This window comes from Mesorhizobium sp. ANAO-SY3R2, from assembly GCF_042466635.1.
Classification (GTDB): Bacteria; Pseudomonadota; Alphaproteobacteria; order Rhizobiales; family Rhizobiaceae; genus Aminobacter.
In genome coordinates, this window is sequence record NZ_CP159955.1 from 450,001 (window position 1) to 473,967 (window position 23,967).

At 62.5% G+C, this 23,967-nt stretch carries 21 protein-coding genes, 1 tRNA gene, 2 rRNA genes and 1 pseudogene (1 of these 25 only partly in view); 17 read left to right on the forward strand and 8 right to left on the reverse strand.

Annotation, left to right across the window (positions count from 1 at the left end):
- The 3 genes from ABSY17_RS06975 to ABSY17_RS06985 all read left to right on the forward strand — a co-directional run.
- Positions 1–1,035, forward strand: a 23S ribosomal RNA gene (locus ABSY17_RS06975) (it extends 1,778 nt beyond the left edge of the window).
- Between the two features lie 168 nt (positions 1,036–1,203).
- Positions 1,204–1,318: ribosomal RNA gene (gene rrf / locus ABSY17_RS06980) — 5S ribosomal RNA — on the forward strand.
- A gap of 191 nt (positions 1,319–1,509) precedes the next feature.
- Positions 1,510–1,586, forward strand: a tRNA-Met gene (locus tag ABSY17_RS06985).
- A gap of 296 nt (positions 1,587–1,882) precedes the next feature.
- On the opposite strand, the gene ABSY17_RS06990 is transcribed toward ABSY17_RS06985, so the two are convergent.
- Together ABSY17_RS06990 and ABSY17_RS06995 are read right to left on the reverse strand one after the other, a co-directional pair.
- A complete protein-coding gene (locus ABSY17_RS06990; protein ID WP_378948420.1) occupies positions 1,883–2,032 on the reverse strand; it encodes a hypothetical protein in 150 nt (49 codons plus the stop codon).
- Positions 2,033–2,200: 168 nt separating this feature from the next.
- Positions 2,201–2,947 carry an IclR family transcriptional regulator gene (locus ABSY17_RS06995; RefSeq protein WP_378948423.1) on the reverse strand — a complete coding sequence of 249 codons (747 nt, stop codon included), beginning with the start codon at positions 2,945–2,947 and terminating at the stop codon, positions 2,201–2,203.
- A gap of 365 nt (positions 2,948–3,312) precedes the next feature.
- Between ABSY17_RS06995 and ABSY17_RS07000 the strand changes: the two genes are divergently transcribed.
- The 12 genes from ABSY17_RS07000 to ABSY17_RS07055 all read left to right on the forward strand — a co-directional run bounded on the left by ABSY17_RS07000 (position 3,313) and on the right by ABSY17_RS07055 (position 17,402).
- Entirely contained in the window at positions 3,313–4,596 is a 1,284-nt protein-coding gene (locus ABSY17_RS07000) for an ABC transporter substrate-binding protein (RefSeq protein WP_378948426.1), read from the forward strand.
- 224 nt (positions 4,597–4,820) lie between these two features.
- Positions 4,821–6,011 (forward strand): ABC transporter substrate-binding protein, encoded by a 1,191-nt coding sequence (locus tag ABSY17_RS07005; RefSeq protein ID WP_378948429.1) that lies wholly within the window; start codon positions 4,821–4,823, stop codon positions 6,009–6,011.
- The gene (locus tag ABSY17_RS07010) at positions 6,008–6,373 is read left to right on the forward strand and encodes a hypothetical protein (RefSeq protein WP_378948432.1); all 366 of its coding nucleotides are present in this window, start codon (positions 6,008–6,010) and stop codon (positions 6,371–6,373) included. The genes ABSY17_RS07005 and ABSY17_RS07010 overlap by 4 nt, the downstream gene beginning before the upstream one ends.
- 2 nt (positions 6,374–6,375) lie before the next feature.
- The gene (locus tag ABSY17_RS07015; RefSeq protein WP_378948435.1) at positions 6,376–7,809 is read left to right on the forward strand and encodes an MmgE/PrpD family protein; all 1,434 of its coding nucleotides are present in this window, start codon (positions 6,376–6,378) and stop codon (positions 7,807–7,809) included.
- Between the two features lie 4 nt (positions 7,810–7,813).
- Complete coding sequence (locus ABSY17_RS07020) at positions 7,814–8,965, forward strand: iron-containing alcohol dehydrogenase family protein (protein ID WP_378948438.1); 1,152 nt, start codon at positions 7,814–7,816, stop codon at positions 8,963–8,965.
- A gap of 6 nt (positions 8,966–8,971) precedes the next feature.
- Positions 8,972–9,880, forward strand: a complete 909-nt coding sequence (locus tag ABSY17_RS07025) for a carbohydrate ABC transporter permease (RefSeq protein ID WP_378948441.1) — start codon at positions 8,972–8,974, stop codon at positions 9,878–9,880.
- A complete protein-coding gene (locus ABSY17_RS07030) occupies positions 9,880–10,713 on the forward strand; it encodes a carbohydrate ABC transporter permease (protein ID WP_378948444.1) in 834 nt (277 codons plus the stop codon). Before ABSY17_RS07025 ends, ABSY17_RS07030 begins: the two co-directional genes overlap by 1 nt.
- Positions 10,714–10,717: 4 nt before the next feature.
- Positions 10,718–12,193 carry an aldehyde dehydrogenase family protein gene (locus ABSY17_RS07035; protein ID WP_378948447.1) on the forward strand — a complete coding sequence of 492 codons (1,476 nt, stop codon included), beginning with the start codon at positions 10,718–10,720 and terminating at the stop codon, positions 12,191–12,193.
- A 5-nt stretch (positions 12,194–12,198) separates the two neighbouring features.
- Entirely contained in the window at positions 12,199–13,314 is a 1,116-nt protein-coding gene (locus ABSY17_RS07040) for an ABC transporter ATP-binding protein (RefSeq protein ID WP_378948450.1), read from the forward strand.
- A complete protein-coding gene (locus ABSY17_RS07045; protein WP_378948453.1) occupies positions 13,311–14,636 on the forward strand; it encodes an FAD-dependent oxidoreductase in 1,326 nt (441 codons plus the stop codon). The genes ABSY17_RS07040 and ABSY17_RS07045 overlap by 4 nt, the downstream gene beginning before the upstream one ends.
- Before the next feature lie 44 nt (positions 14,637–14,680).
- Entirely contained in the window at positions 14,681–15,739 is a 1,059-nt protein-coding gene (locus ABSY17_RS07050; RefSeq protein WP_378948456.1) for an alcohol dehydrogenase, read from the forward strand.
- A gap of 37 nt (positions 15,740–15,776) precedes the next feature.
- Positions 15,777–17,402 carry a GMC family oxidoreductase gene (locus ABSY17_RS07055; RefSeq protein ID WP_378948459.1) on the forward strand — a complete coding sequence of 542 codons (1,626 nt, stop codon included), beginning with the start codon at positions 15,777–15,779 and terminating at the stop codon, positions 17,400–17,402.
- Between the two features lie 38 nt (positions 17,403–17,440).
- Here ABSY17_RS07055 and ABSY17_RS07060 read toward each other — a convergent pair.
- The 6 genes and pseudogenes from ABSY17_RS07060 to ABSY17_RS07085 all read right to left on the reverse strand — a co-directional run.
- Positions 17,441–17,527 (reverse strand): annotated as a pseudogene (locus ABSY17_RS07060) (hypothetical protein); the annotation flags it as partial.
- Positions 17,497–18,660, reverse strand: a complete 1,164-nt coding sequence (locus ABSY17_RS07065; protein ID WP_378948462.1) for a Gfo/Idh/MocA family protein — start codon at positions 18,658–18,660, stop codon at positions 17,497–17,499. The gene ABSY17_RS07065 and the pseudogene ABSY17_RS07060, both read right to left, overlap by 31 nt.
- Entirely contained in the window at positions 18,657–19,733 is a 1,077-nt protein-coding gene (locus tag ABSY17_RS07070; protein WP_378948465.1) for a Gfo/Idh/MocA family protein, read from the reverse strand. Before ABSY17_RS07070 ends, ABSY17_RS07065 begins: the two co-directional genes overlap by 4 nt.
- A gap of 48 nt (positions 19,734–19,781) precedes the next feature.
- A complete protein-coding gene (locus ABSY17_RS07075; RefSeq protein WP_378948468.1) occupies positions 19,782–20,591 on the reverse strand; it encodes a 3-methyl-2-oxobutanoate hydroxymethyltransferase in 810 nt (269 codons plus the stop codon).
- A 41-nt stretch (positions 20,592–20,632) separates the two neighbouring features.
- Entirely contained in the window at positions 20,633–20,950 is a 318-nt protein-coding gene (locus ABSY17_RS07080; RefSeq protein WP_378948471.1) for a MocE family 2Fe-2S type ferredoxin, read from the reverse strand.
- Between the two features lie 9 nt (positions 20,951–20,959).
- Entirely contained in the window at positions 20,960–22,039 is a 1,080-nt protein-coding gene (locus tag ABSY17_RS07085) for a fatty acid desaturase family protein (RefSeq protein ID WP_378948474.1), read from the reverse strand.
- A gap of 280 nt (positions 22,040–22,319) precedes the next feature.
- On the opposite strand from ABSY17_RS07085, the gene ABSY17_RS07090 reads away from it, so the two are divergent.
- Positions 22,320–23,315, forward strand: coding sequence for a LacI family DNA-binding transcriptional regulator (locus ABSY17_RS07090; protein WP_378948477.1), 996 nt, complete (start codon positions 22,320–22,322; stop codon positions 23,313–23,315).
- A 206-nt stretch (positions 23,316–23,521) separates the two neighbouring features.
- The gene (locus ABSY17_RS07095) at positions 23,522–23,947 is read left to right on the forward strand and encodes a PqqD family protein (RefSeq protein ID WP_378948480.1); all 426 of its coding nucleotides are present in this window, start codon (positions 23,522–23,524) and stop codon (positions 23,945–23,947) included.
- The last annotated feature ends 20 nt before the right edge of the window (positions 23,948–23,967 follow it).

Genomic DNA, 23,967 nt, shown 5'->3' on the forward strand with positions numbered 1-23,967 from the left:
CTGGAAGGTTAAGAGGAGAGGTGCAAGCTTTGAATCGAAGCCCCAGTAAACGGCGGCCGTAACTATAACGGTCCTAAGGTAGCGAAATTCCTTGTCGGGTAAGTTCCGACCTGCACGAATGGCGTAACGACTTCCCCGCTGTCTCCAGCATAGACTCAGTGAAATTGAATTCCCCGTGAAGATGCGGGGTTCCTGCGGTTAGACGGAAAGACCCCGTGCACCTTTACTATAGCTTTACATTGGCATTCGTAGTGGCATGTGTAGGATAGGTGGTAGGCTTTGAAGCCAGGGCGCCAGCCTTGGTGGAGCCACCCTTGAAATACCACCCTTATCTCTATGGATGTCTAACCGCGGCCCGTTATCCGGGTCCGGGACAATGTATGGTGGGTAGTTTGACTGGGGCGGTCGCCTCCTAAAGAGTAACGGAGGCGCGCGATGGTGGGCTCAGAACGGTCGGAAATCGTTCGCTGAGTGCAATGGCATAAGCCTGCCTGACTGCGAGACTGACAAGTCGAGCAGAGACGAAAGTCGGTCATAGTGATCCGGTGGTCCCGTGTGGAAGGGCCATCGCTCAACGGATAAAAGGTACGCCGGGGATAACAGGCTGATGACCCCCAAGAGTCCATATCGACGGGGTTGTTTGGCACCTCGATGTCGACTCATCGCATCCTGGGGCTGGAGCAGGTCCCAAGGGTATGGCTGTTCGCCATTTAAAGCGGTACGTGAGTTGGGTTCAGAACGTCGTGAGACAGTTCGGTCCCTATCTGCCGTGGGTGTAGGAATATTGAAAGGATCTGTCCCTAGTACGAGAGGACCGGGATGGACGGATCTCTGGTGGACCTGTTGTGGCGCCAGCCGCATAGCAGGGTAGCTATATCCGGACGGGATAACCGCTGAAGGCATCTAAGCGGGAAACCCACCTTAAAACGAGTATTCCCTGAGAACCGTGGAAGACGACCACGTTGATAGGCCGGGTGTGGAAGCGCAGCAATGTGTGAAGCTTACCGGTACTAATAGTTCGATAGGCTTGATCGTTCTCATTCCTAATGTTCATCGCAGCGCGATCCGCAAGGATCGTCGCAAGTGAACGGCACAGACAAAGACCAGCGAATGGCCCGAGAGGCCCCGAATAGATCCCTATTCGCTACTCTCTATTCCCTATTCGCTCAAGAAAGCTTCTCGAAACAACGTGCGTTTTGCCGACCTGGTGGTTATGGCGGAGCGGCTGCACCCGATCCCATTCCGAACTCGGCCGTGAAACGCTCCAGCGCTGATGGTACTTCGTCTCAAGACGCGGGAGAGTAAGTCGCTGCCAGGTCTGCCAAGCGCACGTTGAAAATCTTCTCGGAACGAAACAAGGCCCGCCAGCGGGTTTGTGGGCCGCCAGTCTCGTCAAAGATTGGGCGGCTCTTTCAATTGGCGAAAACCTCGCAATCATGTGGGCAAATGCCTACATCAAAGCAGGCGAAAGCCGGCAGACTTCGCAGGCCAAAACCTGCACATCGGTGGCGCGGGGTGGAGCAGCCCGGTAGCTCGTCAGGCTCATAACCTGAAGGTCACAGGTTCAAATCCTGTCCCCGCAACCAAATCAACAAAAGGCCCGCAGCAAGCGGGCCTTTTGCGTTTCCGCCGACCGCTCACCGCCCGATCTGAACCGCAGCTGCCGCACCCAACCAGGCCAAAGCCGACAAAGCGGAACAAACGCCAGATCCTATCCAGCAACCAACTTTCCTCACAACAGCCCGTCAGCAGAAATGCAGACGGGCTGCTTGATTCTGGGCACACGGGCAACTGGGGACCATTCATCGGATCGTTCGCATGACGGCGACGAGCGAAGCCAACACCACGTACCGCTCGGCAAGACCCTGGGGCAGGGCCGGCGCTACGGCGAAACCTTCGCCGCGGCAGGCACCTCGAAAAACACCTGGCATCTTTGGCGGGCCGGAATCTTGTCGTCCAGCTTGGCACCTTCGAAGCGAACCTCGAAGGCGCCACTGGCGGCGTAGAAGACGTGGTTGACCACCGTCACCATAGCTGGCGCGGCGTCTTGTCCGGCCGCGCTCCCCGCCAGTGTTTGAGGCGCCGCAACCCGGTGGTTACCCGCATGCGCAGGTCAACCTTCAGCAACAAAGGCAAGTACACCTCAACTGACTTGGGAATGCCGCATCGCCAAAACTGCAATGGCAGCAGGAGCACCCGGTCAATTTCGATGCTTGGTTGTTTCAAGTAAAAGCGGCAACATTCTCTCAACGAGATCGTGCTTGTTGAATTCATTGCTCGGCATGGAAATGCTCAGCGCATAGTCGATCTTGTCGAAGGTCCCCAACCTTATGGCAATCGCGCAGTAGCCTAGCGCCAGTTCCTCCTCGATCGTGGCGTAGCCGTCGCTCCGTGCTTGGGTGACAATATTGGCGATGCGGGCGGGATCGGTTTCCGTCAGAGGTGTAAGCCTGACGATGTTTTCGGGCTTGATGGCCTCGGCCGCTGCTTCCGGCGCGTTGGCGAGCAGAATTCTGCCCAAGGCGCTGCAGTGGGCCGGCAGGCGGCTGCCTACATAGAGCTGCATCGTGACGAAGCGTCGCCGTTCAGCCGGCGCAACATTGCGTGCAACGATGATGACATCGGTCCCATCAAGCACGCCGAGATGCGCGGAGCCGCCCGACACGACTGCAAGTCGTTCGATCTCGCTCTCCATCTGGCGCGGCACGCCGAGGCTGCCGAGGGCGGCCATTCCGAGATCGACGACGCGCGGTCTGAGCGAGTACCGCTTCGTAGCGGTGTCGAGGGCGACATAGCCTTCGTCGATCAGTGTCTGCAGGTAACGCAGTGCCGTCGGTTTCGGGATGTCCGCGGCTGCGGACAATTGCGCCAGCGACGGGCGTGAATGCTGATTGAAGGTGCGGAGGATCCGCAACCCGCGGGATAGGGATTTGTTCGCGTCGCTCATAATTGGAATCTTCTTTCGATATTCGGAACTTGCGTATGCTGCGGCGACGATTTGGTCAAGGCAGCAGGCGTGGGGAGAACATGGTCCCCGAACACGGTTCCGGCGTCTGGCCGTATCGTCCGGACCGTCGGCGGCAGGGCTATTGCTGCCAGCGCGAATTGCGGCCAATCCCCGCGATGCAACTGGGAGATCGGCGCCGTGGGCCGGAGCTGGGCGAGAATCCGTGCGGATGAAGACTGCATTCGACTGGACATCCCGATTGGCTGCAACTAGCTTTGTTTCGTTAATTGAAAGAATGTTCCGAAAATCGGAACTTCTTTATGCGGTTCGCGCCGCGTGGATTGGCTATTTGGGAGGATACTGCCATGGTTCTATTGCGGAAAGTTGTTGCGGCCTGCGTTGCTCTGCCCCTGCTCGGCGGATTGGCCAGCGCGGAAGAGAAGACCCTTACCGTCTGGATGACGGATTCGCGGACGCAGTACAAAACGTGGCTGGAGGACGCAGCCGCCGAATACAAAAAACAGAATCCTGATATTTCGATCAAAGTCGTTCAGATGGCGCCGAACGATGCGTATGTGAAATGGCCGTCGTCCGTCGCCGCCGGCAACACGCCCGACATCACATGGATGTTCTTCGCTTATGCCGGATGGCTGCACGACCTTCCCGGCGGCGGTTTTGCCCCGATGGACGATGTGGTCGCCGAGCTCGGCAAGGACAAGTTCGAGGAAGCCAGTCTTGCGGCCTGGAACTACAAGGATAGCTATATCGGCGTCCCATACACGAAGCAGCCCTTCTACCTGTTCTGGCGCAAGGACCTGTTTGAAGCGGCGGGCCTGTCGGCGCCCAAGACGTGGACCGATGTGGTCAATGCCGCCAAGGTCCTGAACAAGCCCGATCAGGGCCAGTTCGGCATCACGATCGGCGGCAAGAACGACTGGACGGTGCGGCAGAATTTCGAGGTGGTGCTCTACTCCAATGGCGGGCATCTTTTGTCGAAAACCGGGGAGCCGGCCTTTGCCGGGCCCGAAGCCATGGATGCGCTGCGCATCTATTCGGAGCTGTTCAAGAACACCCCGCCCGGCGGGCTCGCCGCGGGCTACACGGAAGTCAATCGCACTTTTGCCCAAGGGGCTGCTGCGATGGCGATTTCGCTGCCTGTGGCGCTGAGCCAGTTCTACGAAGCCAACCCCGACAAGGCCGGGCAGGTCGGCGCGGTCATCCCCTCCGATGAGGGCCTCGCGCTGACGATGCAGAACAACAAGGGTTGGGCCGTCTTCAAGAATTCGCCCAATGTCGACGAAGCCAAGGACTTCATCAAGTTCCTCTATACTTCCGATCAGTACGCCGGTGCGCTCGCATCGGCCGCGTTCGGATGGATGCCGCTCTACAAGGACCCTGCGGCGATCGAACGGTTCTTCACTGCCAGCGACGTGACCAAGGCGTTTCCCGATGCTGTCGACGCGCTGCTGGCGCCGGCAAGTGGTTACTATGCCGGCATCGACTGGTTCGGGCAGAACCCGAATGGAGGCGAGGTAGGGTCGAGCGGCCTGGTCGAGCACAATCTGAACAGCTTCCTGGCTGGCCAGATTTCGGCCGAAGCGACCGCCGAAAACATCCAGAACGGACTAGGGAAGATTTTCCGCAAGTAGCTGATTTTGCGGCTGGACATCACCGCAGAGTCTCGTTATCAATTTTATAAAGTGAAACGACATTCCGAAAATCGGAACGATTGTTGAAGGGCCAGCCCGCCGGGCTGGCCGCCTTGGAGGAGGTAGCTTTGAGTCTATTGCGAACCATTTCGGCGGCGTGTCTTGCTTTGCCCTTGCTGACCGGCATTGCGGCTAGCCAAGAACAAAAGACCCTTACCTTGTGGATGACGGATTCCCGCTCGTCCTACAAGGAATGGTTGGAGAAGTATGCTGCCGAGTTCAAGAAGCAGCGACCCGATGTAGAGATCAACATCGTCCAGATGGCGCCGGCCGACGCCTATCTGAAGTGGCCGGCAGCCGTGGCGGCAGGCAATGCGCCGGACATCACCTGGATGTTCGTCGCTTTCGCCCCCTGGCTGCATGAAATGCCGGGCGGCGGTTTTGTTCCCATGAACGACGTCATGGAGGACCTCGGCGTCGACAAATTCACCGACACGTCCAAGGCTGCCTGGCGGTTGGGTGACCAATATCTTTGCGCACCTGTGTCGCGGCAGACGTCCTATCTGTTCTGGCGCAAGGATCTGTTCAAGGCAGCGGGTCTCGAGCCACCGCGCACCTGGGACGACGTCGTCGCGGCGGCAAAGACACTGACTGTCCCCGAAAAGGGAGAGTTCGGCATTGCCATGGCCGGCAAGTCGGATTTCCAGATACGGCAGATCTGGGAAACCATCCTCTACTCCAACGGCGGCGATCTGATCGACAGCACCGGCAAGGTGGTGGCCGACTCGCCCGAGAGCGTTCGCGCCACAGAGATCTATCGCGAACTGTTTGGGTCGAGCCCTCCGGGATCGCTGGCCAACGCCTATGTCGAGATCAACCGGATCTTCGGCCAGGGCGCGACCGCCATGGTCGTCTCGCTGCCGGTTGTCCTGACGCAGCTCCTGCAGGGCGACCCGAGCCTGGCCGGGCAGGTTGGGGCAGTCATTCCGTCGGACAATGGCGGGACCGATACCATGCAGAACTACCGCGGCTGGTGCGTGTTCAAGACCAGCAAGCATCCGGAGATCGCCAAGGACTTCGTCAAGATGCTGTTCTCGACGGATGCCTACGCGGATCATCTCGAAGCGGCTCAGCTGAGCTCCATGCCGGTCTACGACGACAAGGTCGCGATCGAACGCTTCTTCACCACCAACAAGACGGCGCAGGCTTTCCCGGAAGCGCTTCGCTACGTCCTCGACCACGATAGCGGCTACTACTCGGGCATCAATCGGCTCGGGCCCAATCCGAAGGCCGGCCAGTTGAACAACGAGGGCGTCATCGAGCGTCACCTCAATCGTTTCCTCGTCGAGAAGGGGGATGCCGCGGCCACGGTCAAGGCGATTGCATCGGACATCGAACGAGTAATGGGCAAATGACGACTGAAAATCTGAACGGGGGGCTCCAGCGCTTTGTCGAGCGCTGGAACAGATCAGGCTCGAAAGTCCTGTCGCGACGTCTGGAAGGAGCGCTCGACCGCGACTTCCTGTGCGAGGGACCTGGCGAAAGCTACGTGCTTCGCCTCACCAGGGGCGAGGCGAAGGTGATGCCGCACGGCGTCGGCATGGCACCCCATGCGACGATCGTGATGAACGGCGACGACTGGAGCAACGTGCTCACAGGGCGCTGGTCCGTGATGAGCATCGTGCTCGCGGGCCGTGCGCCGTTCCCCAAACATCAGCGCCGTTTCCTGATGCAATTCTCGATGCTGATGCAGACCGTCCTGCTCCTGGAGTCCTGATCATGGCCCTTGCAAACAAGACGACCCGCGATGCGGCGCCGTTCTCACCGCCGCCAGCGACTGCCGGCTTCGCGGACTTCGCCCATGACATCGCCTTCGACGCCATCCCGGCCGACGTTGTCGATATCGCCAGGGAACAGGCCGTCGCCACCATCGGCTCGTGCCTTGCCGGCGTGAACATGCCCGGTGCCAAGGCCATGGCCAGGGGGCTTGGCATCCTCGGCTCCGGTTCCGATGCGGCACTCTTCGGGCTGCCGGGCCGCGTCCCTGCGCCGACGGCCGCGCTCTTCAACGCCGCCATGGGCCAGATCATTGAATGGGACGATTGGGTCCTCATCAGCCATACCGGCGCCGCCGTCGTGCCGACGGCATTCGCCGCCGGCGAATACGCCAAGGCATCGGGCCGCGAGGTCCTGGCGGCGATCGTGATCGGCAACGAGATCAACGGGCGCACGTCACGCGCCATTCAGCGCGGTGCCTATGTCGGCAACGGCCTTCCAAATCACCAGGTCGAGACGCCGCTCGTGGCCGGCCGCCTGTTCGGCCTTGACGCCCGGGCGCTGCGCCGCTCCGTCGGTCTCTCCGCTTACATGGCGATGGAGAACTGCTTCCTCGGTTGGACCTCGGACGCCAAGCTTCTCATCAACGGCCTGCCCGCCATGTGGGGCGTCGTCTCGGCGGCTTTCGCCAAGGAAGGCATGATCGCCAACGAGGATATGGTCGAACATCCCGCCGGCTACCTGTCCACCGTCTCGGAGGAAGTCGACTATGACGAACTCCTCAAGGGGCTGGGTTCCGAGTGGCAGACGCGCACGCTCAATACCAAGCGCTGGCCTGCCTGCGCCTACAACCTGTCGCCGATCGAATGCGCGATAGCGCTTCATCACGGAACGCCCAAGTTCGATCCGGCACGGATCCGGCGCATCCGCATCTTCTGTCCCGGCGTCACCACTTACGTCGGCACGCGCTACCAGGCCATGCAGCCCGATGTCTACGAGATGATCCGGCAGGACCGCATGACCCACATGCCGCTGGCCTTCGACTGCGGCTATGACGTCATCGCGTCGCTGGTCGACGGCGAACTCACCTGGCGGCAGTACACCAAGGAGCGGATATTCGCCGACGAGATCCAGCGGCTGCGGCCCCTCGTCGAGTTCGTGACCGATGCCGAGATGCAGGCCGTCTACTACAGCGACTATCAATACGGCGCCCGGGTCGAGCTGACGCTCGACAGCGGCGAGGTCGTGTCCGAGGCACGCAACCAGTTGCTCGGCGCCCGTGACCGGCCTTTCGACCATGCCGAAAAATTCCTCGAAGGCGCCCGTGGGGTGCTGGACGAGGCGCGCGCCAAGGAAGCGTTGGCGATGCTGCGCAACCTCGAGGACGTCAAGGACGTCTCGACGATCACTCACCTGCTTCAACCGCATAAGGGATAATTCGATGCAATTTCAGATGACTTGGCCCCCGATGAGCGTCATGCGCGCCGGGGCCCTGGAGGAACTTGGCCCGCGGGCGAAGGCGCTTGGCACGACCAAGGCGCTGATCGTGACCGATGCTGGCCTGGTTGCTTGCGGCATTGCTGACCGCGTCGCCGCCCAGCTCGGCAAGTCCGGTATCGCCGCCGAAATTTTCGCCGAAGTCCAGCCGAACCCGACGATGAAGGAAGTCCGCAACGGCGTTTCCCTTTGGAAGTCGGGCGGTTTCGATCTGCTCGTCGGCCTCGGCGGGGGCAGCTCCATGGATGCGGCCAAGGTTATCGCTGCCATCCTGCTGACTGGCCGTCCGCTGATCGACCTGGTCAAGCAGGGCGTCGATGACGTCGAAGGCAAGCCCGTGCCGTTCATTGTGCTGCCGACCACCAGTGGCACCGGCAGCGAAGCGACGTCGGCGGCGATGATCAAGGACGACGACGGCCGCAAATATCTCGTGCGTAGCCTGAAATGCCGCCCGACCGTCGCGTTCCTCGATCCGGAGCTGACACTGACCGTGCCGCCGCGCATGACCGCGGCAACCGGCATCGACGCCTTCATCCACGCCCTGGGCGCCTACACCAACACCAGCGCCAACGCGGTCGCCGACGTGGCTGCGCTCGAAGCCATGCGCCTGGTCTTCAAGCATCTCGTCCGCACCGTGGAAACGGGTTCCGACCTCGAGGCCCGCACCGGCATGATGCTTGCCAGCTATCTCGCCGGCATCGCGATCTCGGCGAAGGGCAACGACGCCATCCACGGTCTGTCGACCGCCGTCGAATCGCTGGTGGACGTGACCCATGGCGAGAGCCTGTCGGCCATCATGCCGTATGTCCTTCGCTTCAACGTGGTCACCGAAGCGCCGCGCTACGCCAATGTCGCAAGGGCCGTCGGCCTGGATGTGACGGGCTTGTCGGATGCGCAGGCGGCTGAGAAGGCGGTGACCGCCATCACGGAACTGCGCGACAGGCTGAAGGTTGCCCGCACGCTCGCCGAACTCGGTGTCCAGGGCGGCATGATCCCGCGGCTGACCGAGCTGGCTGCCGAAAGCCGCTCCACGCAGATCAATTGCCGCAAGCTCGAACGAGCCGATATCCAGGCTCTCTACGAAGCGATGGTGTAGACGGACATGGCGGCGCTGACAAAATCTGGACCAATTCAGGGCAAGCCCGGGCAGGACGGCATCCTGCCGTATCTTCTGCTGGCTCCCGCCTTGCTCCTGCTCGGCTTGCTGACGTTGGCGCCGCTCGTCTACTCGATCCTGATGTCGCTGTTCGAGGCCAAGCTTGGCCATGGCATGGGCAGCTTCGTCGGTCTCGGTAACTTTTTCGCCGTCCTGGCGGAAGCCCGCTTCTGGAATGCGGCGCTCAACACCCTGGTGTGGGTCGCAGCGTCCGTCGCGGCCGAGCTCTTTTTGGGCGTACTCCTCGCGGTCCTGCTCAACAACCTCTTGTTCGGAAAGGTCTTCTTCCGTGCGGCCCTGTTCTTCCCGTGGGTGATGCCCGTCGCGGTGATCGCGTTTCTATGGCGGTGGATCTACAACCCGCAGAACGGCATCCTGAACGTCACGCTGCGCAGTTTCGGCATCGGGCTGAGCGAGCCGCCGATGTGGCTGGCCGATGCCGACACTGCGATGCTCTCGGCGCTGATCGTCAACGCGTGGCGCGGCACCCCCTTTGTCCTGGTCATGTTGCTTGCCGCGCTACAGGGCATCCCGCGGGATGAATATGAGGCGGCGCGTGTTTCCGGCGCCGGTCCATTGCGCGAGTTCTGGTACGTCACCCTGCCCAACCTGCGCACCATCATCCTGATCCTGGTCGTCCTCAGGACGATGCAGATCGCCAACAACTTCTCGCTGATGTGGCTGCTCACCGGCGGCGGTCCAGCCGAGGCAACGGAGACGCTGCCCATCCTGATCTACCTCAAGGGGTTTGGCGCGCATGATTTCGGCCAGGCGTCCGCCGTGGCGGTGGTGCTGCTGCTGTCCTTGCTGGGGCTGGCGTTCGCCTACCTTCGTCTTCTGCAGGAGCGTGAGTGATGACCATCCAGGCAAGGCTCGGGCGCATCGCCCTCTATGCATTCCTCGTCGTCGTTACCGCGATGGTTCTTTTCCCGATCCTGTGGATGGTGCTGACCTCGGTCAAACCCGACAAGGAAATCTATTCCTTCGTTCCGAAATGGCTGCCGACCAAACTCGACTGGTCGCACTACAAGGTCGTCTGGTTCGAGAAGAATTTCTGGCTCTATTTCATCAACAGCATCATCGTGGCCAGCGTGACGGCGATCGTCAGCACGGTCGTGGCCGTGCTCGGCGGATATGCGCTGGCCCGGTTCTCGTTTCGTGGTCGCAACGTGCTCAGCGCCATCGTGCTGATGATCTACCTGGTCCCGATCATCCTGCTTGCGCTGCCCTTCTACCTGGGTTTGAGCGCCATCGGCCTGTTCGACACGCGGCTCGGCCTGATCCTGGCGGTGTCGACCTATGCTGTGCCTTTCGCGGTCTGGGTGCTGCGTGGTTTCTTCGCCCAGATCCCGCCTGAAATCGAAGAAGCGGCGATGGTCGACGGCGCCAGCCGGCTCGGTGCGCTCTACTGGGTCGTCCTGCCGGTCGCTGTCCCCGGCATCCTGGCGACGGCGCTCTTCGCCTTCATCCTGGCATGGGACGACTACCTCTTTGCGCTCATCGTCATCGATTCCGACGAACTGCGCACGCTGCCGCTGGCGATCGGCCTCCTGGCCGGCGACTACCTCGTCAACGACGGCCAGATGATGGCCATGGGTTCGATCACGACCCTTCCGATCGCGATCGTCTACCTCATCTTCCAACGCTACTTCATCAGTGGCCTCACCTCCGGATCCGTAAAGGGATAATTGAATGCCGTTCGAACTCGACACCATCCTGCGCAAAGAACCATATCCGCTGCTGATCGACGGCAAGGAAGTGGCGAGCCGCGAAGGCCGCACGTTCGAGACGCTGAACCCGGCTACCGGACGCGTGATCGCCTCGGTCTATGAGGCGGACGAGGGCGACGTGAACGCGGCGGTCGCTGCCGCGCGGCGCGCCTATGAAGGCCCGTGGAGCAAGTTCACGCCCAAGGAACGCAGCAAGGCGCTGCTGCGCCTGGCGACCAAGCTCGCCGAGCATTCGGAACTGATGGCGCAACTGGAAGTACTGGATGTCGGCAAGCCGATCGCTCAGTCCCGCGCATCGATCGTCGGCACTCCGGCGACGTTGGAATATTATGCGAGTGTGCTGCTTACGCTGGCTGGCGAAACCATCAACGTCTCCGACAACTCGTTGATCGATTTTACCCTGCGCGAGTCACTCGGCGTCTGCGGCTTGATCCTTCCGTGGAACTACCCGGTCAGCCTGGCGATACTCAAGCTTGCCCCAGCACTCGCCGCCGGCAACACCGTCGTGATCAAGCCGTCCGAAGTGACGCCGCTGTCGTCGGTCGAGATGGGCCGCGCGATCCTGGAGGCGGGGTTCCCCGCCGGCGTCGTCAACATCGTCAACGGTCCCGGCGCCACGACCGGCATGGCCCTGGTCCGGCATCCCGACGTCGCCAAGATTTCCTTCACCGGCGGAACCGTGACCGGCCAGGCGATCTCCCGCGAGGCGGCCACTACCGTCAAGCGGCTGACCCTCGAGCTCGGCGGCAAGTCGCCGCTCGTGGTGTTCGAAGATGGCGACATCGCCAAGGCAGTCGGCGTGGCTTATGCCGACATCACCCGCAACACCGGCCAGGTTTGCGCGGCATGCACCAGGCTGGTGCTGCACGAGAAGGTGGCCGATGAATTCCTCGAGGCGTTGACCGCCAAGCTGGTGAAGGTGAAGGTCGGCGATCCGCAGGACGAGGGAACCGAGATGGGCCCGATCGTCAACCAGCGGCAGATGCAGCGCATCAGCGACTATCTCGCCATCGGCGCCGAAGAAGGCGCCCGCCCGCAATCATATCTCGACTTCTCGGGCCGCAAGGAGCTCGAAGGCGGCTATTTCGTTCCGCCGATCCTCTTCCACGATGCCGAGAGCGGCATGCGGGTTGCCCGCGAGGAGATCTTCGGGCCGGTGCAGACCGTGCTCCGCTTCAAGACCGAGGAGGATGCGGTGCGCATCGCCAACGACAGTCCATACGGCTTGGCCGCCGTCGCCATGACACGGGACGCGGCGCGTGCGATGCGCATGGCGCGCAGCGTCCAGGCCGGCAGCGTGTGCATCAACCATGGCGCCAAGGCGGCCGTCGATGCGCCGTTTGGTGGCTACAAGCAGAGCGGCATCGGGAAAGAGCGGGGGATAGCGGCAATGCTCGACGATACGCAGATAAAGAACGTCCGCTTTTCCGTCGCGTGACCGAGATGCCGGATATCGTCAAGCTGAAGAATGTGACCAAGCGTTTCGGCACGGTCACCGTCCTGAACGAGTTCGATCTTGCGATCGAGGACGGCGAGTTCGTCGTCCTCCTGGGGCCGTCCGGCTGCGGCAAGAGCACCTTGCTGCGGCTGATTGCTGGGCTCGAACCAGCCAGCTCTGGCGAGATCTGGATCAACAACCGGCGCGTCGACCAGTTGCCGCCGCGCCTGCGCAATATCGCGATGGTGTTCCAGAGCTACGCCCTCTATGCCCATCTCGATGTCGCCCGCAACATCGCCTTTCCGCTCAAGATGCGGAACTGGCGGTGGTGGTACGAGATCCCGCTGCTCGGCAGGCTTTTCCCGCGCCGCCGGTCGCTCGACAAGTCGTTCCAGCACAAGGCGGTCGAAGCGGCCAAGGTGGTCGGGCTGGAACAACTGCTCGACCGCAAGCCGCGCCAGCTGTCCGGTGGGCAGCGCCAGCGCGTTGCAGTGGCGCGGGCGATCGTCAGTGATCCAGCCGTGTTCCTGATGGACGAGCCGCTCTCCAATCTGGATGCGCAGCTGCGGTCGCAGACCCGTGCCGAGATCATGCAGCTTTACCGGCGTCTTGGGCGGACGTTCCTTTATGTCACGCACGATCAGGTCGAGGCGATGACGATGGGCAGTCGCGTCATCCTGCTCGACCGCGGCGTCATCCAGCAGGACGGCGCCCCGCAGGAGCTGTTTGAGCGTCCTGCAAACGTGTTCGTGGCACGGTTCCTCGGCTCGCCGCCGATGAACATCGCCGAGGCAAGGGTGACTCCGCAGGGCTTTGCCCTGGGCGATGCCCTGGTCGGATCTGTCGATGCCGCCAAGGAGTTCCGCAGCCTCGGTGTCGAGCGCGTGTCGCTGGGCATTCGGCCCGAGCACATCGGCATATCCGATACGGGCGTTCCGGCAACGATCGACCTCGTCGAGCGGCTGGGCACGGAGCAGATCCTGTCTGTCACCATGGCTGGTCACCGCTGGCAAATCCGATTGTCGATGGACGTTGCCTACGAGGTCGGCCAGGTCGTCAAACTCGCGATGGATCCGGCCCGCCTGCATTTCTTCGACTACAAGACGGGCCAACGCCTATGAACGGGACCTTTCATGAGACGGCCAGGGATATCCCGGTCATGGCGCGGCCGGACGTGCTGGTCGTCGGCGGCGGTGCTGCGGGAACGGCAGCGGCCATGGCGGCCGCGCGCGAAGGTGCGGAGGTTCTGCTCGTCGAGCGCTATGGCTTCCTGGGCGGCACGCTGACCGCCGTCACGCTCGGCGGGTTCTGCGGAGCTTACACCGTCGACGGCGACAGCATCGCCAGGACTGTCGGTGGCATCTATGTCGAGATGGAAGAACGGATGCGCAGCCGCGACGCCGTTCTTCCGCCCCGCCATGTCGGCCGCATCGCGTCGGTGCCATACGACCCGCCTTCGTTGCGCCTGGTCTCGGACGAAATGGTTGCCGAGGCCGGCGTTTCGGTCTTGTTCCATGCCTTCGCTTCCGCCGTGTACAGCGAGGACGGCAAGGTTCGCACAGTCGTTCTAGAGACCAAGGGCGGGCGCAAGGCGGTCATGCCGAAGGTCGTGATCGACTGCACCGGCGATGGCGACGTGGCGGCGCTGGCCGGTTGCCCCTACGAACTGGGCGATGGCGGCATTACCCAGTTCGGATCGAGCATGTTCCGCCTGGCCGGTGTCGATGTGGCGGCATGCCGCGAGATTTCGCGCGACGGGCTGAGGGATATCCTGCAGCAGGCCTCCGACAAGGGCTACGACCTGCCACGCACCGCCGCGGCGATGTATGTCCATCCGATCGAGGGTACTGTCCATCTCAACACCACGCGCGTCGCGCGCCCTGATGGCCAGCCGTTCAACCTCGTCGATCCGCTCGAGCTTAGCGCCGCCGAGATCGAAGGGCGTCGGCAGGCCTATCTGTACGAGGAAGTTTTCCGCCGGTTCGTTCCGGGTTTCGAGCGGGCCCGCATCGTCGACCTCGGGGCGCAGATAGGCATCCGCGAAAGCAGGCTCATCCGCTGCGACCAGGTGCTGACCAAGGATCATATCTACGCCTGCGCCAAGCCGATGGACCGTATCGCCTGCAACAGCTGGCCGATCGAGGTCCATGCCCAGGGAACGCGGACGGTCTGGGAGTACATGCCGGATGGCGAGTATTACGGCATTCCGTATGGCTGCCTTACGCCTGTGGGCGTCGACAATCTGTGGGTCGCCGGACGCAACATTTCGGCAACCCACGAAGCGCAGGCGTCAGCGCGGGTTTCCAGCCCGTGCTACGCGCTGGGGCAGGCGGCAGGCACGGCAGCAGCGCTTTCGCTGGACCACGGCTGCGACAGCCGGGCGGTGTCGGTTCCCGCTCTTCAGCGCAAACTGAAGGATGCCGGCGCCATCCTCAGCCTGTAGCCGGTGAGCACCAACCTTTTCCACCAAACGATAAGAGGCAAAAGATGCGATCCTTCGCTGTGAAGATGTTTTGCGAGCCTGTCGAGCCTATGGACACGCCCGACCTCCGGCCCAAAGGATCTGAGGTCGTCATCGAGGTCACGCATTGCGGCGTCTGCCACAGTGACCTGCACTTGCAGGACGGCGTCTACAATCTCGGACGCGGCAAGACGCTTAGCCTGGCCGACAGGGGCGTAAAGCTCCCGCTTGTCCCGGGGCATGAAATCGTCGGGCGTCTTGTCGCGATCGGGCCGGATGCGCCCATCGGCGCAGACCAGATCGGCAGGTATTTTGGGGTCTATCCTTGGCTCGGATGCGGCGAATGCGAAGTATGCCGCCGTGGCGATGAAAACCTTTGTACCGCACCGGCGGCGATCGGAATTCACCGGGCCGGCGGCTACGCCGAGCAATGCCTGGTAACGCATCCCCGCTACCTGATCGACGTCGACGGCCTCGATCATCCGGTCGCGGCGATCTACGCCTGCTCGGGCCTGACTGCATACAGCGCGCTGCGGAAGGCTCCGATAGACAGGGACAAGGATTGGCTGCTCATCATCGGGGCAGGCGGCGTTGGCCAGAACGCCATCCACATTGCCAAGGCGCTGGGCCAGCGCAACATTGCGGTCGTCGACATCGATCCGGCCAAGCGCGAAGCCGCCCGGCAATCCGGGGCCGGCATAGTCCTTGATTCAGGCGACGCAACGGCTGCGGCAACTCTCAAGGACCTTCCTGGCGGTGTCGCTGCCACGGTCGACTTTGTTGGCAGTTCAGAGACTGCCAGCTTCGGCATCGATGTGCTGCGAAAATCGGGCCTTTATGTCGCCGTCGGGCTTTACGGCGGCGAGGTCAGCCTGCCCCTGCCGCTTCTCGTACTGCGCAGCATCGGCATCAAAGGCTCCTATGTCGGCAATCTGGCGGAGCTGAAGGAACTTTTCGAACTCGCGAAAGGCGGTAGTCTGGGCGCTATTCCAATCGAGACGGTGCCAATGGCATCGGCGAACGCAGCACTCGATCGCTTGCGCGGCGGACAGGCCGAAGGGCGCCTGGTCCTGACCCGGGACTAGAGTCTAAAGGACAGCGAAGCGAGCGAAAGGGGACGCCATGGAACCGCAACCCAAGGAATTTGGCCAGTTCGACTACATCATCGTCGGTGGCGGTTCGGCTGGCTGCGTTCTCGCAAACCGCCTGTCGGCCAAGGGCGACCGGCGCGTGCTGCTTCTGGAGGCCGGAGGCTCCGACAACTGGATCTGGTTCCACGTGCCGGTCGGCTACCTTTTCGCGATCGGCAATCCGCGTGCGGACTGGATGTTCCAGACTGCCCCCGAAGCCGGCCTTGGCGGCCGTCGCCTTACCTATCCGCGCGGCAAGGTCATCGGCGGAAGCTCGGCGATCAACGCGATGATATACATGCGGGGACAGGCTGCGGATTATGACGGCTGGCGCGGCCGGGGCCTTGCCGGTTGGGGCTGGGACGACGTGCTTCCGTACTTCCTCAAGATGGAAGACCATGTTCGGCCGCCCGATGCGTTCCATCGTTCCGGTGGCGAATGGCATGTCGATTATCCGCGTGTCAGGTGGGAACTGCTCGATCGCATCCAGGACGCGGCCGAAAGCATCGGCATTCCCAAGGTCGACGACTTCAATACCGGCGACAATAGTGGGAGTGGCTATTTTCAGGTGAACCAGAAACGCGGGCGCCGCTGGAGCGCGGCGCGTGGCTTTCTGAAGCCGGCGCTCCGGCGCGCCAATCTGCACCTGGAAAAAGATGCGCATGTCGAACGCATCGTGACTGACGGTGACCATCGGGCGACCGGCGTCGTGTTCTCGAAGGGGCAGGAGCGATTTTTCGCGCGCGCCAACGCCGAGGTGATCCTGGCGGCCGGTGCTGTGGGTTCGCCACAGATCCTGGAACTGTCCGGTATCGGGCAGCCCGATCGTTTGCATGAACTGGGAATTGCGGTTGTCCACGCCGCCGCCGGCGTCGGCGAAAATCTCCAGGATCACCTGCAGTTGCGTCCCATCTTCAAGGTCGCCGGCGTCCGCACCTTAAACGAGGACTACCATCGGGTCTGGAAACGCTGCCTCATGGCCATGCAGTATGCGTTGCGCCGAACCGGCCCTCTGACCATGGCGCCGTCGCAACTCGGTATCTTCGCGCACTCGTCTTCCGACTACGCGACGCCCAATCTGCAGTTTCACATCCAGCCACTGTCGTTGGACAAGTTTGGCGAGGCGCCGCACCGCTTTCCGGCCTTCACCATGAGCGTGTGCAATCTGAGGCCCGCCAGCCGCGGGTCGATCCATGCCAGTTCCACCGATCCGCATGCGAAGCCCGATATTCGGCCGAACTATCTTTCAGCGGACGAGGACATGCGCGTTGCCGTCGATTCGATACGGCTGGCGCGCAAGCTGGCTGACGCATCTCCGCTGGCCCGGTTTAGCCCGGAGGAGTTCAAGCCTGGCGCGCATTTGACCTCGGATGACGAGCTGGTGGCCGCAGCAGGCGATATCGGCACCACGATCTTTCATCCCGTCGGCACCGCGAAGATGGGCGTCGACGGTGACCCGATGGCTGTTCTGGACCACCGCCTCCGGGTGCGCGGTATCGAGCGCCTGAGGGTCGTCGACGCGTCCGCCATGCCTGCGATTACCTCGGGCAATACCAATTCACCCACCATGATGATTGCCGAGAAAGCGGCGGAGATGATCGTGGCAGATCAAAAGTGATCGAATTGGAGGCCTCGGCCGCGCCCTACGGCGGCCCCGCCTGATATGATCAATGGCGTCCGCGCTTCGTCGACAAGAACGTTGTCGGCTTCGTCTACGATGGCGAAATGCAGCCTGCGTAGGCGCAGTTGCGTGGCGCGGGGCTCGCTTCGGCGAGGCTGCGCACTGTGCCGGGAACGACAGGCATGCCGCGATGGATGGAGGCGATGGCAGCGAAGGTCAGCGCCAGGCTGTGAAGATTGGCGCGCGCGCCGTTGAGCGGCTCACGATTGTCCTCGATCGCCGACAGAAGCTCGCCCATGGTGCCGGCAAAGCCGTCGTTGAACCATGTCCCTGAAAGCGCTGGTGTCGCCGTGCCAGCAGCGGTGGTAAGTGCGACGCTTTGCTGGCCGAGGTCAGGGCCGATGCTGCTGAGGCTGCCTTTGGTGCCGGCGACATAAGTGCGGTCCTGCGGGCCGAAAGGCACCGCACCGCCGAAGACCAGCGATGCCTGGCCGCCATCGAATTCGACCAGAGCCTGGGCCAACAGCGGCGGTTTCGCCTCCTGGCCGGCGGCGCGGGCGCGCGTGGCATAGACTGATTTCGCGCGGTCGCCGATCAGGCTTCCCAGGAAATCGAACCAGTGGACACCGAAATCGTAGAGCACGAGGTCGTCGATCTCCTCGAACGGCGTGCCCTTGATCCAGCCGTGGTTCCAGTGGATCGCGATGTGGCACGAGATCATCTCTCCGATCAGGCCTGCGCGCACCCCCTCGCGCATCCAGGCAAGATGCGGCGCCCAGCGGCCGTTCTGGTTGACGGCGAGCTTGACGCCTTGCTGCGCTGCGAGATCGGCCAGCCGCTCGCCGGTGTCGAGGTCGAGCACATAGGGTTTTTGAGACAGCACGTGCTTGCCGGCGCGTAGCGCCTTTTCGATCATCGCCTCGCGCTCGGCCGGATGGGTGGTGATGTCGAGCACCTCGATGTCGTCTCGGGCCAGCACGACGTCGAGATCGCAGGCGATTTCGGCTGCCGGAAAGAACTCGTCGCGCCGGGCGGTAGCCTTTTCCAGCGTGCGGTTGCAGATGACTGCGACGTCGAAGCCGGCACGGCGATAGGCATCGAGATGGGCGAACGAGATGCCGCCGGCGCCGACCAGCGCGATGCGCGGGCTGTAGCTCCTCGGCCTCGGCGGCTGGTAGGCGAGTTCGGGCGCGTCGATGTATTCAGTCGCGGCTGCCTTCAGTGCATAGGCGTCTTCGCTCGGCGCCCCGCTCATGGCAGCAGCTCGAGCGTGCGCTTGAGTTGGGCGGAAAGAGCAGCACTGTCTGATATCTGCTGGCCGATGCGCGACATCTCGGGGGAGAGCGGACCTGCTATGGGTTCATCCTTAGCCAGGCAATCGAGCACATATTCGATCGGCGCGCGCCGCCCGACAGGCAGGACGTCGACCGGGATCTGGTGGGCTTCGGGGCGCGCGCGGGTCTGGACGGTGACATGCGGCTCGTAGTCGTAGCTTGAGATCGTGCCGTCGGTGCCGACTATGACGAAGCCGCATTTTGGCTGCGGCTGCAGCGCCCACGGATCGGTGAAAGTACCCCAGCGCGTTTCGAACTTGGACAGGCCGCGCGCATAGCGGCAAACGGTAACCGAGTGCTGGTCGACCTCGATGCCTGGTGTCTCGTCGACGACCGAGGTGACTTCGATCGGCTTTTCGCCATCGCGGAACCACGTGGCGAGGGTGACACCATAGCCGAGATAGTCGCGCAGGCTGCCGCCGCCGGACGCCTTCTTGTACCACCAGGACGAGGGTTTGGCGGCTTCCACTTCCTCCGGCGTCACTTCGACCTTGTCGGCGAGGTGGAATAGCGGGCCGCGGTTGCCGTCGTAGTAGTGGACTTCAATGACCTCGCCGATGACGCCTTCGTCGATCAGGCGCTTGGCGGTGTTGTGGCAGGGATACCAGGCGAGCGGCCAGTTGACGGCCATCTGCCGCCCGGTGGGCTTCATCGCGGCGATCATGCGGTCGGCATCGGCGAGTGAGGCGGCGAATGGTTTTTCGACCAGCACATGCACCTTGTGGCGGGCGACGGCTTCAACGTGGTCGGCGTGTTCGGCTGTGGCCGCGCAGATGATGGCGAGGTCGGGTCTGGTGGCTTCGAGGCAGGCGTCGAGATTGGTGAAGACGCGCTCGGCCGGGATGCCGAAACTGGCGACCGCTGCAGCCATGCGCTCGGGCTGCTTGTCATAGATGCCGACGATCTCTGCGTCGGGATGCTGATGCACCTCGCGCAACAGATCGCCCATGTGCATATGGTCGAAATTGATGCCCGCTACGCGCCATCTGGCCATTTTTCTCTCTCCCCGTTTGCGCGGCCTCTCCCTGGGCCTACGCGCCGCTCAGACCAGCGGTGTCTTTTCCAGCTCGGCCATGACGCGATCCTGTTCCGCCTGGTCCATGCGCACAAGATGTGCCGCTTGCGGATAGGCGCCGGTGGCGACATCGGCGGCGTATTCACGGAAGGCGGCGATGCGTTCTTGTTGCAGCCGCTGATACTGCGCATGGAAGTCGCGATAGACCTTGGAATGACGCGGATAGTGGCCGTCATGTTCGCCGAGTACGTCGGTGGCGAACAGATACTGCGCATCGCAGCCCGCACCCGCTCCCATCGAGATCATCAGCAGGCTGGTGCGCTTCGAGATCGCCTCGGCGATCGCTGGTGGCACCACCTCGATCTCGGCGGCGAAGGCGCCGGCTTCTTCCAGCGCCTTGGTCTGCTGCCACACCATCATCGCCGAATCGAAGGTCTTGCCCACTGCCTTGAATCCGCCGGTCCAGGTGCGGCGCGAGGGGATCAGCCCGACATGGCCGACGACGGGGATGCCCTCGTCGCGCAGGCGCCTGATGATGCCGAGGCTCGCGCCGCAATAGACGGCATTGGCGCCTAGCTTGAGCAGGCGGAAGGCGACGCGCAGATAGTCTTCCTCGGTGATGTAGGCGCCGGGCTCGAGGCCACCGACGACGAAGGGATTGGGGCAGACCGCGCGGAAGCCGTCGAGGGCGAGCACCTCCGGCGGCACCGACAGCATGTCGATGTTTGCCGCATTGGCGGCGGCCGCCTCGTTGAGGGATTCGACCCTAAGCTTGGTCAACTGGCGCTTGCCCTTGAGGGCGAGGATGTCGGCAACGGTGGGCTGGGGAGATTTCATTGTCTTCTCGCGGCTGGCGTTGGGCCGATTTCCTGGACCGCTCAGTCGAGCTTGATCATCACCCGGCCGCCTTCGACCCTGACCGGGTAGGTTGCGAGGTCGACGCAAACAGGAGCGCCCTTGGCCTTGCCGGAGGTGAAGTCGAAGCGGCCATTGTGCTTGGGGCATTCGATGATCGTGCCCATGACCAGCCCGCCCGAGAGGTGGACTTTCTCATGCGTGCATAGCCCGTCGGTGGCGAAGAAGCGGTCGTCCTCGGTGCGGTAGAGCGCGAAGGTCCGTCCGTCGTAATCGAAACGGATCACGTCGTCGGGGTCTATCTCCTCGGCGTCGCAGGCATCGATCCAGCCTTCAGACATGCTTCTCTCCTATTCGGCCTGATTGATGATGGCGCCGTGGTTGTAGGGTGCCGGCGTCTTGCCGTCGGGCAATCGCCTGACGATGTGGAAGGCCGGTTCGCGGACCTGGCGCAGGATGGTTGGAATGATTTCGCGATAGGCGGCGATCGAGCTCGGGTAGGGTGTGGGGCAATCGTCCTTGATCGCCTGATGCAGCCTAGGCAGCGCGTGATAGGGCACCATCGGGAACATGTGGTGCTCCACATGGTAGTTCATGTTCCAGTAGAGAAAGCGGAACAGCGGGTTCATGTAGACGGTGCGGGTGTTGAGCCTGTGGTCGAGCACGTCCTCGGCCAGGCCAGCATGCTGGGTGAGCCCGAAATAAATGGTCATGAAGCCACCGTAGAGGCTCGGCAGGCCGACCAGCATGGCTGGCAGGATGCTGCCCATCCACAGACATGCAAAGAGAACGGCGGCGAAGATCGCCAGATAGATGCGTGCGACGAGATAGACCTTCCAGCGCTCCATTTCGGGGATGAAGGTCTCCTCGTCGGGCTTGAGGCGGCCTGCAGCGTGGACGAACAGGCCCTTGAGCGTGAGCAGGCTGCTCTTCAACGCGAAGATGTTGAGCAGTAGGCCGACGACATCGGGCGGACGGGGGACTGCGATTTCAGGATCGCGGCCGACGATGATGGTGTCGGTATGGTGGCGCGTGTGGCTCCATCTCCAGACGGTGGGCTCGCGCAGGATCATGAAGCTGGCTAAATAATAGAGAGCATCATTCATCCAGCGCGTCTTGAATGCCGTGCCGTGGCCCGCCTCATGCCAGCGGCTGTCGCTGGAGGAGCCGTAGAGTACGCCATAGACGAGGAAGAAGGGTGCTGCCCACCAACTGCCCCAGAAAGCGATGGCGCCGGCGGCCGAAAGCATGAGTGCCGCGAGCCAGATCGCCGTGTCGCGCAGCGCCGGCCCATCGCTGCGCCGCATCAGTTCCTTGAGTTCTTTGCGCGGGATCGGACAGGAATACCATTCGGCAGCAGCCCAGCCATTGGCCTCTGCGAGCGCGGCGTCGCGGCCGATCAAGCTGTAGTCCCTTGGTGTCGGCGTCATTTTGGATCCAAAGCCCGCTGCGCGTCCGGAGGGTATCATCTGACATCATAATGATGTGTCATTTTGATGCTATCGACAATATACTTGGAGCGTCAAGGCTGTATGCGGCTGCGTGAGCCGCAGTCTGTGAGGTTTTCAGGTCCGGGGAACGCAGTTTGTCTGTAACGCATCAGAAAAGCATCATTTTGATGTCAAGCTGACGTTGACCGGCCGGCGCCCCGGCCATAGTTTGTGCCGGATTTCACGACGAGGGCGACAATTGGCCAATCCGCGACCGAAAATGGATGATATCGCGCGGCTGGCTGGCGTCTCGAAGGCGACGGTCGACCGCGTCATCAACAATCGGGCCGGCGTGCAGGAGCATACGCGCAAGCATGTGCTTGCTGTCGCCGCCAGCCTCGCCGGCGAGCACGCGGTGTCCGCATCGAATGCGGTTCATCTCGATTTTGTCCTGCCCGGCGGCGGCAACGAGTTCATGGCCGACCTGATCCATCAGATCGAGCAGCGCGCGCTATCGCGCGGCGATGTCGATGTGGTCATCCACAGGGTCGAAGGCGTCGATCCGCAGCAGACGGCTGCCGCACTGGGCAGCCTCCGTGCCGATTGCCAGGGCGTTGGCCTGATCGGACTGGACAGTCCGGCGGTGCGCGAGGCGGTGCGCCGGTTGATCGGCTCCGGCATTCCCGTGCTGACGCTGGTCTCCGACATCAGCCATGTCGGGCGCATGAACTATGTCGGCATCGACAACCGGGCGGCCGGACGGCTCGCCGGCTATCTCATCGGCCGCTTCCTGCCGGGGGCGTCGGGCAAGGTGGCGCTGCTGGCCGGGGCGCTTGCCTATCGCGGCCATGAAGAGCGCGAGATGGGCTTCCGCCATGTGCTGTCGGAGAGTTTTGCGAATCTCGACGTCGTTGCGGTGCGCGAGGTGCATGAGGATTCTGTTCGGGCATATGAAGAAGTGTGCGCCTTGTTGAAGGAGCACGACGACCTGCTCGCGATCTACTGCATCGGCGCCGGGCAGGAAGGCGTGGCGCGGGCGCTGACGGAAATGGGTCGCGACAAAACGGTGATTTTCATCGGTCATGACCTGACGGATCGCACCAGGGAATATCTGATCAATGGAGTGATGGATGCGGCCATCGACCAGAACGCCCAGGTCGAGGCGCGCGAGGCGATCGACCGCCTGGTGCGGGCGGTGCGCAACGAACCCAATATTCCTACGACGACCATCCGCATTCAGTCAGTGTTTCGCGAGAACATTCCGAGCGAGTTCTGACGGCTCCATAGTGCGTGGCTGTCTGTCGGCAGATTTCCCCCATGGGCAGTCTGCCGGGGGACATAGAAATGCACGTCAAAGATGAGTGTTGCCATGGGCGATACAACCCACTAAACAGGGGCCCCTTGGGGGGCGTCTTGGAGGGGGGCGTCGCACCCATTGCATTCGAGGCGTCCGGGCCAGGACTTGGCCGCGATGGGGGCACTATGGAACACTCGGCAATCTACGCAGTTGCGGGCAGCGATATCGTATACGAGTCTTTCGACGGCGACGCGGTCGTACTCGACCTCGCCAGCGGACGTTATTTCGGCTTTTCGGACAGCGGCAGTTGCATATGGGAGGCGCTCGTCGCGCACGTGTCGCCGTCAAGCCTGATCGGCCTGTCCTGTGGTCAAGGCGTGGTTCAGAAGGACGATCTGGCTGCATTCGTTGCCAGGCTGCTGGAGTTCGGTCTGGTCGTCGAGGCTGTCGGAAATCCGGTGTCGTCCTTGGCGGCACCGTTGGTCGAACGCCTCGCGGGCGCAAAGGACCCTCTCAAGATCGAGATGCACGACGAACTCGCGGACCTGGTCATGGTCGACCCAATTCACGATGTCGATGAACCCGTCGGCTGGCCCGTGGTGAAGCAGTAGCGTCGCTACCGATCCTTCAT